Raw genomic sequence first — 13702 nt, forward strand, 5'->3', positions numbered from 1 at the left:
CAAAAATATGCGCGAAAAATCCACAGATGAAGCTTCTCTCAAAAATATCTACTTGAGTGAAGATGATACTGTTATTCCCTTTCAAGTCGAAGAACTGGATATTCGTGGGCGTTCTGTACAATTTGGTGACGCTTTAAATTCTATTCTTACAAGACATCAATATCCTGAACCAGTTTCTTACCTTCTCGCAGAAGCTTTAGTTGTGACTGTTTTGCTTGGAACTTCCCTAAAACTCAAGGAAAAATTTATTTTACAAACCCATTCCAATGGGCCGGTTAATATGTTGGTATGCGATTTCTCTCCTCCCTCTCATCTGCGTGGTTATGCGCGTTTTGATAAAGAACAGTTAAAAAAAGCAATTGCCAATGAGCAAATATCTTCAGAAACCCTTCTGGGAAAAGGCACTTTAGCCTTCACCATCTACCAAGGCTCCCATACACAGCCCTATCAGGGAATCGTTGCATTAGACGGAACAAACTTGCAAGAAGCTGCTCGTATTTATTTTGATCAATCAGAGCAAACTCCTACCGATATCCGTTTGGCAGTTGCTATATTGGTCAATCGAGACCAACAAGGAAAAACACAGAAAAACTGGCGAGCAGGAGGAATTTTGACCCAATTCTTGCCCAAAGCATCATCTCATCATGAAATAGATGATCTAGGTCAAAAACAAGAAAAAGCAAAAATCGATGGACAACTTGAAGACCATTGGCAAGAGGCTAAAGCGCTAACCGCAACCATTGAAAGTGCCGAATTGACAGATCCCCAAGTCGGCAGTAAGCGGCTCTTATTCCGTCTTTTCCATGAATATGGTGTCAGAGTTTTTAATCCGTTTTCTCTTGTGGATCAATGCTCTTGTTCGCGTGAAAAGATTAAAGGTATGCTTGAAGGCTTCCCCCCTGATGAACGAAATGAAATGGTTAAAAATCAATATATTTCCGTCACATGTGAGTTTTGCTCAACAACTTATCGTTTTAAACTGCAAGAATTTTCTGAAGAAAAAAGCTAACAAATATTTCTTACAAACAAGGAAATGCTTTCTGTCACTAAAGTTATTTTCATGATACAGCTGCACCTAAAGACAGCTTCGTATCAACTTTTAAAATCTTTTGTGTATTTTGTTCTCTGCAACACACCCTGTTTTTTCCTTGCCTAAACGATTATACGTTTTTTCAAATCCTATGTATGCGTTCCCTATGTTCTTTTATAGAAACAACTTATAGTTTCACATATGCTTTATTCTTTTTAAATACAGTTCTCTTTTACATTTGCACATCATAAGTGAGTTTTTTATACTGAAGAACTCTTTCTTTTTTAATGATCAACATATTGATTATTAATGGTAAATTATCTTTGTCAGATGCAATAAACTTGCTCAATATCATTGTATTTTCTTATTCAAATCCTCTGATTATGAATCAGAAAAAATAAAAATGAGGAAAATAATCCTTATGAATCAGTTGACTACAAGAAAACTTACAGCATGAGTTATCAATATAATGATTTTTCTGCTTATATTTATTGATAAACATAAGCATGATAAAACTTTATTACCGTGTCTGTCTTAAATAAAAAGTGAAGGTAGAATATTTTATGCTCTTTTATATATCAACTCATCGATAGTATCTGCCCATCTCAATATGCTACTATGCTAGCCCAAAGTATCAAAAATAAAGACAGCAAACAAATATTTCATTCTTGAGGAAAATGAAAAGTTTTTAAAACTTTTTTAGAGCTTTGGATATTCTTTCTACAGACTTGTGATTCCACGAATATTTTTTGAACTGAGGATGTCTCTTTCCTTATAGTTTGGCTTAAACAGAATGACTCTTTATAAAAATCAAACACAATAGCATAAAACTCATGATTAAGTTTTGCGCTCCCCCCTATTCCTGCCAAGAAAATATAACTTGTAAAATACTATAACGAGCCAAAGAAAGATTGAACCTACAATAACTCAAATGACATCATGCCCTTTATCTCGTGCAAAACGGCGCAACCAGATATAAAGCGCACCTCCACCACCATGTTGGCGGGCCGCCTGCTCAAAGGCATGCACATAATATCGAAAAGTTGGTGTTGATAACCAATGAGGAACCAACTTATACAAAGCACCATCACTTCCAAGCGATCGTCCTTTTCCTGTGATCACAAGGACATAACGCAATCCATTCTGCTGAGACGATTGTAGAAACTTTTTTAAGAAAAAATAAGCTTCTTCCTGCATACAACCATGAAGATCAAGACGTGCCTCTATAGGATAATGCCCTTTGGCAACCTTGCGATATGCAGCACGATCAAAAAAATGGATTTTATGCGCTCGTGCAAGTATTTCCTTTTCTGTTTTAACAACTGTTTGTTTCAGTTGTTTTTTTTGAGATAATGAACCGATTGGTGCTAGGCGCTGTTTTTCGTTATCAATATTTGCTGCATCTTTTGTAAGAGAAGAAAGGAGAGTATCATGAAGCGGTCTTATTGTACGACACACCCTCTCCCATAAAAGACGATCTTGTGGAGTCAAGAATTCCTTTTTGCATCTCCATTCACCCATAGACATTTCAATCGTCAATCTCTTATAAAGCTTATTTATTATAATCTTATAGAAAAAAGATCTTAATTTTCATCTTCTGTTGCAAAAAGCTTCCAATTTGGGTCTGATGATAAACTGTTGCGAACAAAAGTCCAAACATCTCTAATTTCTACGATAGCATCAGGATCACCATCTATACGCTCTCCTTGCCCATTATAGGTTACAGAAATCATCTCACTGATAATCCGCACAGTTATAAATTCGTCCTTATCTTGTATTGCTGCTGAAACGAACTCTATCTTATTAATTCCAACGAAAGTAAACTGAACCTTTTCATTGTTGTTTTCACGTTTTTCAATAGCAGCACAAAAGCTTTCAAAAACATTTTGAGAAAGCAATCTTTTAAGTTGATCTCGATCACCTCTAGCAAAAGCTGTGACAATCATTTCATAAGCAACCCGTGCACCTTTTATAAAAAATTGAGGAGAAAAATGGGAATCAATTTTGCGAAGTGCCCGTAACCCTTCATTCAGTACAGTCCCTTCTGGTGAAATCGCATCAATCTCGCTAAAATCATTCTTTTGCGAATTGTCTTGATGAGGGAACGAAACAATACTGTCTGTCGTTTCTACCTCAGTTTGCTTTTTAGAACAACGTGAATAAGGATCAAAGGGAGGTTTTTCAAAACCAATCCGTTTTCCTAATACATTACGCAGTTGCACAAAAACGATAACCATAATGATAAGAGCTACGACAAGTATAACGTCAAATTCCATGGGTGCTGTCAATCTCCAAACCTAAGATGATCTGTAATAAACATTGCAGTCAATATCATTTATCAATAAATATGTAAAATAAGGAATCTACGATTCAAATATTTTTATAGCCTTTCATGTATTTTTATAAACTTTATTCATGTATGTTTAAAAGAATGGCTCTTATAATCTTCTATTATCCTAAACTATCTAGAAGGGAGTTTTTATGTGATAAAGTCTTACCCTATCAATCCTCGCTTTTTTATCATTATCTTCCTTAGCACTCTTTTAATCGAAATTGCTGGTTTTATTTTTGTTGGAAAAGAAATTGGCATTCTAGCAACTTTGAGTCTTGTTGTTCTCACAACAATAGTTGGAGCTGTTTTATTGCGAATTCAAGGCATTAGCCTTTTAAAAAATATACAACATGAACTTATCCAAGGACGCAGACTGGAAAACAATATTACCGATGATGCCTTTATCATTGTGGGAGCGATTTTGCTTATTCTTCCTGGATTTGTCAGCGATATTTTTGGAATACTACTCCTTATTAAGCCAATCCGTTTTCTTATCTGGCACTTCTTTTTATCATTTCAAAATAGAATGAACAAACATACTAAAAATAAAACCAATACTCACAATGATTCTGAAAAAATCATTGATCTTAAAGCTGAAGACTACGAAGTCTATAATACTACAGAATCTCCATGGCGTAAAAATGATGATAATCATTGAAAGAGAAAAAAATCTGTCACCAACTTAAAAAATAATCAAGACAAGAGGAGCGTTTCTTGCAACCTTTTGCAAGGCGTGATAACCAGCTTAATCTGTAGCTCTAAAATAGAAATATATAATAATAGAAATTGAGAAAGTTTATACTATGGCCGAAGGTGAAATGAACAACAGTGGTGGAGAGCCCGTTTTTGCTGTATTAACGCAGTATTTAAAAGATTTCTCATTCGAGAACCCAGCTGCTCCTCATTCACTGCGTCCGCGTGAAAAATCACCACAAATAGATATCAATATCAATGTCAACGCAAACCCAATCGGTGATGATAATTATGATGTTGTCTTATCCCTCTCTGTTAAAGCCAGTGATGATACGGAAATATTGTTTCATGTAGAACTCATTTATGGTGGTGTTTTTCATATTAAAAATATTCCACAAGAGCATGTTATGCCTCTTGTTTTTATTGAATGTCCTCGTCTTTTATTTCCATTTGCGCGGCAAATTATATCTGATGCTACCCAAAATGGAGGATTTCCACCTCTTTGGATTGATCCAATTGACTTTGCAGCATTATTTCAAAAACGTCTTGCTGAAGAACAAAACGACAATCAGAGTCAGGTACAACCATCGTAAAAATTTATTTTTTTATTATCAAAAAGGCCCTGATACTTCAGGGCCTTTTTTTTACAATTTTTTTGCATGATACGCTGCTAACATTGCGATATTAACAACATCTGTATCATTTCCACTAAAAGGTACAATTTGGACAGATTTTTCCAATCCAATCAGAATAGGTCCAATAAGGGTTGCTTCACCAAGCTCTTGCAACATTTTGCTCGCAATAGAAGAGCTATGATAGCCAGGCATTATTAAAATGTTGGCTGGTTCTGTTAATCCCATAAAGGGATATTGTTGCATCAATTTCAAATTGAGCGCAACATCTGCACTCATTTCTCCATCAAATTCAAAGTCAACCCCGCGTTCATGCAAAATACGAACAGCATCCTGGATATTTTGTGTAACTTTTCCTTTCATATAGCCAAAAGTAGAAAATGCTAAAAACGCGACCCGTGGTTGATATCCAAATCCATGGACAAAAGAAGCTGTTTGTTCCGCTATATCAGCAAGTTCTTCAGCGTTAGGATCCTCATAAACAGCTGTATCTGCAATAAACACCGTTCGTCCACGGCAAATAGCCATTGAGATACCAATCAACCGTTCTTGTGGTTTTTCATTAATCACACGACGTATATCGATCAATGCTGTTTCATAATTGCGTGTTACTCCTGTAACCATTGCATCAGCATCCCCTAATGCCACCATACAAGCAGCAAAATAATTGCGATCATTATTGATACGATGGTGACAATCACGCAATAACCAGCCTTGACGCTGCATCTTTTTATAAAGGTAATTCGCATAAGCATCCGTACGACAGGAGAGCTTTGCATTCATAAGTGAAATACCTTCACGCTCAAGATCAATACCAGCAATAGCTGCAGTTTCTCTCACTTGTTCTTCATGGCCAATCAAAATTGCTTGTCCTAGTTTTTGATGAACATAGGAAACAGCGGCTCTGATGACTTGCTCTTCTTCACCTTCTGCGAAAACAATCTGTTTTGGCGCTTGGCGAATATGATTATAAACTCCACGCATCACAGAGGAAATGGGATCACGTCTTGCACTTAAATCACGCTCATAAGCCTCTAAATCATCAATATGCTTTCGCGCAACACCACTCTCCATTGCCGCTTTTGCCACCGCTTTTGAAACAACCGTAAACAAACGTGGATCAAAAGGAACAGGAATGATATAATTAGGTCCGAATTTCAATCGCTTGCCACGATAAGCTTCTGCTACACTGTCAGGAACCTCTTCATGGGCCAACTGCGCCAAAGCTTTTGCAGCAGCAATTTTCATGTCCTCATTGATAACCGTCGCACGTACATCAAGTGCACCACGAAAGATATAAGGAAAACAAAGAACATTGTTAATTTGGTTTGGATAATCTGAACGACCTGTTGCCACAATGGCATCATTACGCACTTTCATAACCTCTTCTGGTGTAATTTCTGGATCGGGATTGGCCATAGCAAAAATAATCGGCTGTGGTGCCATCGATTTGACCATCTCAGGGGTAATTGCACCTTTCGCCGAAACCCCAAAAAACATATCAGCGCCTTCCATTGCTTCGGCTAGCGTGCGTTTATCGGTTCGAAGAGCATGGGCAGCTTTCCACTTATTCATTCCCTCTTTGCGCCCTTCATAGACCACACCCTTCGTATCACAGAGTATAATATTTTCAGGTCGAAACCCCATTGCTTTAATCAATTCAATACAAGCAATTCCAGCAGAGCCAGCACCATTACAGACTAACTTCGTATTTTGCATGTCACGCCCTGTTAAATACAGAGCATTCAGTACGCCAGCGGCAACAATAATTGCTGTACCATGTTGATCATCATGAAAAACAGGAATATTCATAACTTCGCGTAAGCGACTCTCAATCATAAAACACTCTGGTGCTTTAATGTCTTCAAGATTGATACCGCCAAAAGACGGTTCCAAATGACGTACTAAATTGATAAAATCTTCTGGATCGTTTGTATCAATTTCCAAATCAATGGAATCAATATCCGCAAAGCGCTTAAAAAGCACTGCTTTGCCTTCCATTACAGGTTTCGATGCAAGCGCACCTAAATTGCCCAAACCTAAAATAGCTGTTCCATTTGATATCACAGCCACAAGATTTCCTTTTGTCGTATAATCATAAGCCAATGCTGGATTTTGAGCAATTGCTTTCACTGGAACAGCAACACCTGGTGAATAAGCAAGTGCTAAATCATGCTGTGTTGCCATAGACTTTGTTGCAATAATTTCAAGCTTTCCAGGTCGACCACAACTATGAAAATCAAGAGCTTCTTGCTCACTAACACCATAAATCATTTGAGGTAGTTTCTGATTTTGCTTTTTCATTTCACTCAATTCTCTCCAAAACAGTGTCAATTATGCTCTATGATACGTGTAATTACCCGATTTTAAAATTTGATTCATATATGAGAAATCGCTATGCTTGCTTTAACAAACCTGATTACACGTTTCAATTTTTAGAGATAATGAAGATAAGTATTACTGAAGTAAACAAAAAAGGGTATTAAAACTTCACTTGAAGGAGACAGGCGCGTAAACATGGATAAAAAAAACAACTCTAAAAATAATTTAATTCCTCAGCCTGCCCTCTCATCTGCTCCTCATCAACAACGCCTCACACCTATGATGGAGCAATATATAGAAATCAAAGCAGTCAATAATGATTCCCTGCTCTTTTACCGGATGGGTGATTTTTATGAATTGTTTTTTAATGATGCTGTTGAAGCTGCTCAAGCTTTAGGAATCACCCTCACAACACGCGGCAAACATTTGGGTGAAGATATTCCTATGTGCGGGGTTCCCGTTCATGCTGCTGATGATTATTTGCAAAAACTTATTGCTTGTGGATATCGCGTTGCTGTTTGTGAACAAACAGAAGATCCTGCCGAAGCCAAAAAGCGTGGATCAAAATCGGTTGTTCGACGCGATGTCGTGCGCCTTGTCACACCTGGAACTCTTACCGAAGAAAAACTTCTTGATCCAACGCGTGCAAATTATCTGATGACACTTGCGCGCATCAAAACCAGCGATGGAGAGGATTTTGCCCTTTCTTGGATTGATATCTCAACAGGCATATTTCGTGTAACAGAAAGCCGTCCTGAAAAACTTCTGGCAGACATTATGCGCGTAGATCCTCAAGAAATTATTGTCGCTGACTCTTTCTTTCATGACAAATCCCACAAATCACTTTTTCATGTTCTCGATCGCATTGTTTTACCTCAACCTGCTAATCTCTTCGACACAGTTACTGCCGAACGCGATATTTGCGGTTATTTTAAACTTTCAACCCTTGAAGGTGTTGCCGATTATTCTCGCCCTGAACTCTCTGCAATCGCTGCTGCCATCCGTTACATCGAAAAAACACAAATCACGCATCGCCCTCTTCTTATGCATCCTGAACGTCAAAATGAAAGTGCTACCCTTTTCATTGATGCTGCAACCAGACTTAGTCTTGAGCTTGTCCGAACCACTTCAGGACAACGTGATGGAAGCTTATTAAAAGCTATTGATCGCACGGTAACAGGAGGGGGATCACGTCTTCTTGTCGATCGTCTCATTGCACCCCTCACCACACCCTCGGCTATTGATCATAGACTCGATTCGGTTGCCTTTTTTTTACAAAATACCTCCCTTGCAGAAGCCATAAAACTTATTTTAAAGGGGGGCCCAGATATGCCCCGTGCAGTGTCACGTTTGGTGCTTGGACGAGGTGGTCCCCGTGATATGGCTGCAATCCAGCGTGGTTTTGAAATTATTCGTGAAATCAAGCAGCTTTTTAATGATCAATTGCTTCCTCAAGAAATCAGTGACGTACAACAGGTTTTCTCACATTTGCCCACTGCTTTACATGATCATTTAGAACGGGCATTAGCGGATGACCTTCCTCTGCTGAAACGTGATGGTGGTTTTATTCGCTCTCAATATCATAAAGAGCTTGATGAAATGCGTGCTCTACGTGATGAATCGCGCCGTGTCATTGCCGAACTTCAAGCACAATATGCCCAAGAAACAGATATTAAAACGCTTAAAATCAAGCATAATAATATTCTAGGCTACTTCATTGAAGTCACCAATGTACAAGCATCTGCACTCACAAATAACCCTCAAGCCAAAGAACGTTTTATTCATCGGCAAACAATGGCAAATGCTATGCGCTTTACCACAACAGAGCTTGCTGATCTTGAAAGCCGTATTGCCCATGCCGCTCACCACGCACTGACACTTGAACTGGAAATCTTTGAAACCCTTGTGCATGAAATTACTGAGCAGATTGATTTCATTCGTAAAGCAGCCGAAGCACTTGCTGTCTTGGATATATCCGTCGCATTAGCACATCTGGCTGAAGAACAAGGATATTGTCGCCCCAAAATCGATCATTCTCTTACCTTTCGTATCACTGCTGGGCGCCATCCTGTCGTGGAGCAAGCACTTCGCAAACAAGCTGCAGAACCCTTTGTTGCCAATAATTGTGATCTCTCTGTACAAGAAAATCATCAATATGCAGCCATCTGGCTTTTGACAGGTCCCAATATGGGAGGAAAATCCACTTTCTTACGGCAAAATGCGCTGATTGCTATTATGGCGCAAATGGGATCCTTTGTTCCAGCAACTTGCGCACATATTGGCGTCGTTGATCGCCTCTTTAGTCGTGTTGGTGCTTCCGATGACCTTGCAAGGGGGCGCTCAACCTTCATGATGGAAATGGTGGAAACAGCAACAATTCTTAATCACGCTAGTCACAAATCCCTTGTTATTCTTGATGAAATTGGACGAGGAACATCAACCTTTGATGGACTTTCCATTGCTTGGGCAGCTGTAGAATATCTGCATGAAGTGAATCGCTGTCGTGCTATTCTTGCTACCCATTTTCATGAAATGACAGCACTGACAGAAAAGCTTAACCGCCTTTATAATGTAACAATGAAAGTTAAAAATTGGGATGGTGATGTGGTTTTTCTTCATGAAGTCACACCAGGAGCTGCAGATCGATCCTACGGCGTACAAGTTGCAAAACTTGCTGGACTTCCCCCAGCAGTTATTGCCCGCGCTACAGATGTTCTCCACCAATTAGAACAAGGTGAAATGGCTGGAAAAGGACATAAACTTATTGATGATTTACCACTTTTTTCCCTTAAAGCAGTATCTCCTGTAAATGAAAAAACACAAGAGCATTGCGCACTTCATGAGGCGTTAGCAAATATTCACCCTGATGAACTTTCCCCTAAGCAAGCTTTAGAAGAACTTTATCGCCTCAAAAAACTAGAAAAAAGCTAAATCCTTTATAAAAAAATCAAAGAAAACATTCTTTCTTGATCATTCTAACGCATATCGACTCTTCATTACCTTATCATTTTGCTTTTACATAATGTCTCTTAACAACCGTAAAGTAGAGACCGGGAAAGAAATTATACCATACTTTTTAAAGCCAATTGTTTTATACAAACAAGCAATTTATAGCGCCATATTCATCAGCGCGATACTTGTCATTCTGATGCACTCTGACTTTCAATATTCTTCTAAAAAATGTAAAATAATCAGTTTGAAACTCTGCTTTCCGACTTTCAAAAGTATCTCAAACAATATCCTTTAAATAATGGCAATTGGCATTGCTTCACGCTTTTATTTCTCTCGTTTTTTCATGAAGTCACGACCTTCATGTAAAACAGAACGCCACCCAATTACACATTCACGTGCTTTTTTAAAGAAACATTTCTTAAGACACAAAAGCCTATTTCACGAAACCAACCATGAAGGGTATAACGATCAAGCTATTAGTACCACCATCTTTATACTTGTGGAGAAGCAAACCGGCACCATCCTTATATTTGCCAATTCCCAATGTTGCGACAACCCTTGCCTTTGAGAGCATTCATAAGAGGCATTTTTACTCCTTTCTTGTGTAGTTTTACCCACACGCCAGCCCCGTTTGTGACGTGCAAGCAAGTGATATTAATCGACTAAGAGGATTTGTGATGAGAAAATTTCTCTCGATTCGGAGTTGTGATCCACGTTGAAAAATGATACTTTATCATTATAAATCAATGTGTTGTCATCTTACGAAAAAGAGTTATAATTCTCTTCATTTTCCATAAATAAGGTTTTTCACACAATCATATGCTACGAACCGCACCCTTAGCAGCAGAAGTTGTCATTGCTGCATAAGCTTTGAGAGCCTTTGAGACTTTACGCTCACGCTTCTCAATGGGTTGCCAAGCTGCTTTTCCTTTCGCTTCCATTTTAGCACGACGATGCTTTATCTCAGCGTCATCGACCAACATATGAATGGTACGATTAGGAATATCAATTTCTATGATATCGCCCTCTTCTACCAAAGCAATTTCTCCTCCCTCTGCAGCCTCTGGTGAGATATGTCCTATTGAGAGTCCTGAAGTTCCTCCTGAAAAACGTCCATCCGTTATAAGTGCACAGGCCTTGCCTAATCCTTTCGATTTGAGATAACTTGTTGGATAGAGCATTTCTTGCATTCCCGGTCCACCGCGTGGCCCTTCATAACGAATTAAAACAATATCACCTGATTGAATTTTATTATTTAAGATTGCTGAAACAGCGGAATCTTGGCTTTCAAAAATTCTTGCTGAACCTTTAAAAGTTAAAATTGATTGATCCACACCTGCTGTTTTCACAATACAACCATCTCTGGCAATATTCCCATAAAGAACCGCTAATCCTCCATCTTGCGAATAGGCATGTTCTCTATTACGAATCACACCTTTTTCACGATCAAGATCAAGAGTTTCGTAGCGACAAAATTGACTAAACGCTGTTTGTGTTGGAATCCCCCCTGGCGCTGCACGATAAAATTCATGAACGGTTGTTTCAGCTGTCTGTTTTATATCCCAGTGACAAAGAGCTTCCTTCATCGTTTTTGCATGAACCGTATAAGTAGACGTATCAATCAGTCCGGCAGCATCCAATTCTCCTAAAAGGGCCATAATTCCACCTGCGCGGTGGACATCTTCCATATGCACATTTGCAACAGAAGGAGCAACCTTACACAAAACAGGAATACGACGTGAAAGTCGATCAATATCCGTCATGGTAAAATCTACTTCACCTTCTTGCGCAGCCGCTAAAAGATGTAAAACAGTATTGGTTGATCCTCCCATAGCAATATCTACAGCCATGGCATTTTCAAAAGCCTTGCGTGAGGCAATCGAACGCGGTAAAATTGTCTCATCTTCTTGTTCATAATAACGTTTGACCAATGTAACAATTTGTCTTCCTGCTTCTTCAAAAAGCATTTGGCGATCTCTATGCGTTGCTAATATTGACCCGTTGCCAGGAAGAGAAAGCCCTAATGCTTCGGTTAAACAATTCATAGAATTAGCCGTAAACATTCCTGAACAAGAACCACATGTTGGACAAGCAGCACGCTCCATTTCCGCAATTTCTTGTTCTGAATTATGCTCTGAAGCCGCAGCAACCATGGCATCCACCAAATCAACAGTAAGATTTTGACCTTTCCATTTAATCTTACCTGCTTCCATAGGACCGCCTGAAACAAAAATTGTTGGAATATTCAAGCGTAAAGCAGCCATTAACATACCTGGCGTTATTTTGTCACAATTGGAAATACAGACAAGTGCATCAGCACAATGGGCGTTGACCATATATTCAACAGAATCAGCAATAATTTCACGTGAAGGCAAAGAATAGAGCATTCCATCATGCCCCATCGCAATTCCATCATCTACAGCAATAGTATTAAACTCTTTCGCAACACCGCCAGAAATTGCTATCTGTTGTGCTACCAACTGTCCAAGATCTTTTAAATGGACATGTCCTGGTACAAATTGTGTAAAAGAATTGGCAATAGCAATGATAGGTTTGCCGAAATCAGTCTCTTTCATCCCTGTCGCACGCCAAAGACCGCGAGCCCCTGCCATATTGCGTCCATGAGTCGATATTCTTGAACGGTAAGAAGGCATTATTTTTTCCCCTCAAATAATTCCATTTTCTTTGTTTTGCTGCAATCTCCCCTTAAAAACAAGAGCTCGCCTGCGAAAAATAAAAAAAGCCCGTTATTGAGACAATTAAATCACAAAATTGAAAGCTGCAGCTATTGTTTGTTATCCAAAACATTTTCTGCAAAAATGATCGCTAAAGCTTTTGAAAATCATAAAAGCTATCTTATAAAGAGCTATTGATTTAAGAAATCATATGAGAACAGACTTTCATTTTCGGTATAGAGATATTTGCGCAAACTATAAAATATCACTCATCTGCTCTTGCGCTTTCATAACAATAAATTTCATGAGTATTATCAAAGAAAAGGCATAGAGCGAACTCTTGGAAAGAAGCACTTTATGCAATCATTGAAAATGCTATAGATAAAAATGCGCCCTTCACAGCAGATAAATTCTTTTTATAAATATTGATAGCTTATTGAAAAAACTTTTGATCTTTTGGTGGAGCTAAGCGGGATCGAACCGCTGACCTCTTGCATGCCATGCAAGCGCTCTCCCAGCTGAGCTATAGCCCCATATTAAAGACAGTTATCCCTTAAAAGAAAGGCAAATAACCTGACTGAAATTTTCTAGAACGATAAAAATCGAAGATCAAGAAAAATTTGTATTCAATGAAAAGAATAACCTTCGTTTCTCTTAACTTTTAAGAATCGTCGTCGTTAGAAACACCGCCTCCGAGAATATCGGCAACATCATCATCCTCATCGTCCTCATCGTGGGATAAAAAGGCGTCATCGTCATCACCAAGATCAACATCACCATCCTCCAAATCAGGAAGATCATCATCTTTAGAATCGTCACCATCCTCTTCAAGAAGCATAAAAGCAGATTTCTCAAGTGCTGTATCAAGCTCTTCAGTATCAACATCTTCTTCACTATTTGCTTCAGCTGCTGCAACCTCAAAATAAGAACGTGGATAAGAAATCCCTGTATAAGGTGATACAATAGGGTCGCGATTAAGATCATAAAACTTCTTTCCCGTTTCTGGATCAACACGCTTAGTTCCAAGATCCTGTTTTGCCATGAACCGTGCCTCTTTTGCTTAACT

The 13702-nt window shown here is 38.7% G+C and carries 9 protein-coding genes, 1 tRNA gene and 1 pseudogene; 4 read left to right on the forward strand and 7 right to left on the reverse strand.

Annotated elements, in window-relative coordinates:
• The first annotated feature begins 7 nt into the window (after window positions 1–7).
• The gene (locus PVV64_RS04160) at window positions 8–1009 is read left to right on the forward strand and encodes an Hsp33 family molecular chaperone (RefSeq protein ID WP_273759741.1); all 1002 of its coding nucleotides are present in this window, start codon (window positions 8–10) and stop codon (window positions 1007–1009) included.
• A 948-nt stretch (window positions 1010–1957) separates the two neighbouring features.
• Here PVV64_RS04160 and PVV64_RS04165 read toward each other — a convergent pair.
• Together PVV64_RS04165 and PVV64_RS04170 are read right to left on the reverse strand one after the other, a co-directional pair.
• Window positions 1958–2557, reverse strand: a complete 600-nt coding sequence (locus PVV64_RS04165) for a Smr/MutS family protein (RefSeq protein ID WP_273759742.1) — start codon at window positions 2555–2557, stop codon at window positions 1958–1960.
• A 56-nt stretch (window positions 2558–2613) separates the two neighbouring features.
• Entirely contained in the window at window positions 2614–3306 is a 693-nt protein-coding gene (locus PVV64_RS04170; RefSeq protein ID WP_273759795.1) for a Tim44/TimA family putative adaptor protein, read from the reverse strand.
• Window positions 3307–3513: 207 nt separating this feature from the next.
• Between PVV64_RS04170 and PVV64_RS04175 the strand changes: the two genes are divergently transcribed.
• Window positions 3514–4020: an FxsA family protein gene (locus tag PVV64_RS04175; RefSeq protein ID WP_273759743.1), complete on the forward strand. Its 507-nt coding sequence runs from the start codon at window positions 3514–3516 to the stop codon at window positions 4018–4020.
• Between the two features lie 145 nt (window positions 4021–4165).
• A complete protein-coding gene (gene secB, locus PVV64_RS04180; RefSeq protein WP_273759744.1) occupies window positions 4166–4648 on the forward strand; it encodes a protein-export chaperone SecB in 483 nt (160 codons plus the stop codon).
• A 51-nt stretch (window positions 4649–4699) separates the two neighbouring features.
• Here secB and PVV64_RS04185 read toward each other — a convergent pair whose 3' ends face one another.
• Window positions 4700–6991, reverse strand: coding sequence for an NADP-dependent malic enzyme (locus PVV64_RS04185; RefSeq protein ID WP_273759745.1), 2292 nt, complete (start codon window positions 6989–6991; stop codon window positions 4700–4702).
• 213 nt (window positions 6992–7204) lie between these two features.
• Between PVV64_RS04185 and mutS the strand changes: the two genes are divergently transcribed.
• On the forward strand, window positions 7205–9940 hold the full coding sequence (mutS, locus tag PVV64_RS04190) for a DNA mismatch repair protein MutS (protein ID WP_273759746.1): 2736 nt from the start codon (window positions 7205–7207) through the stop codon (window positions 9938–9940).
• Window positions 9941–10241: 301 nt separating this feature from the next.
• Here the strand turns inward: mutS and PVV64_RS10500 are convergent.
• The 4 genes and pseudogenes from PVV64_RS10500 to PVV64_RS04205 form a co-directional block, all read right to left on the reverse strand.
• Window positions 10242–10548 (reverse strand): annotated as a pseudogene (locus tag PVV64_RS10500) (integrase); the annotation flags it as partial.
• Between the two features lie 228 nt (window positions 10549–10776).
• The gene (ilvD, locus tag PVV64_RS04195; RefSeq protein WP_273759747.1) at window positions 10777–12615 is read right to left on the reverse strand and encodes a dihydroxy-acid dehydratase; all 1839 of its coding nucleotides are present in this window, start codon (window positions 12613–12615) and stop codon (window positions 10777–10779) included.
• 478 nt (window positions 12616–13093) lie between these two features.
• Window positions 13094–13169: transfer RNA gene (locus PVV64_RS04200), tRNA-Ala, on the reverse strand.
• 128 nt (window positions 13170–13297) lie between these two features.
• Window positions 13298–13678 carry a TIGR02300 family protein gene (locus PVV64_RS04205; RefSeq protein WP_273720221.1) on the reverse strand — a complete coding sequence of 127 codons (381 nt, stop codon included), beginning with the start codon at window positions 13676–13678 and terminating at the stop codon, window positions 13298–13300.
• Window positions 13679–13702 lie beyond the last annotated feature (24 nt).

It is taken from the genome of Bartonella sp. ML70XJBT.G, from assembly GCF_028618575.1.
Lineage (GTDB): Bacteria > Pseudomonadota > Alphaproteobacteria > Rhizobiales > Rhizobiaceae > Bartonella.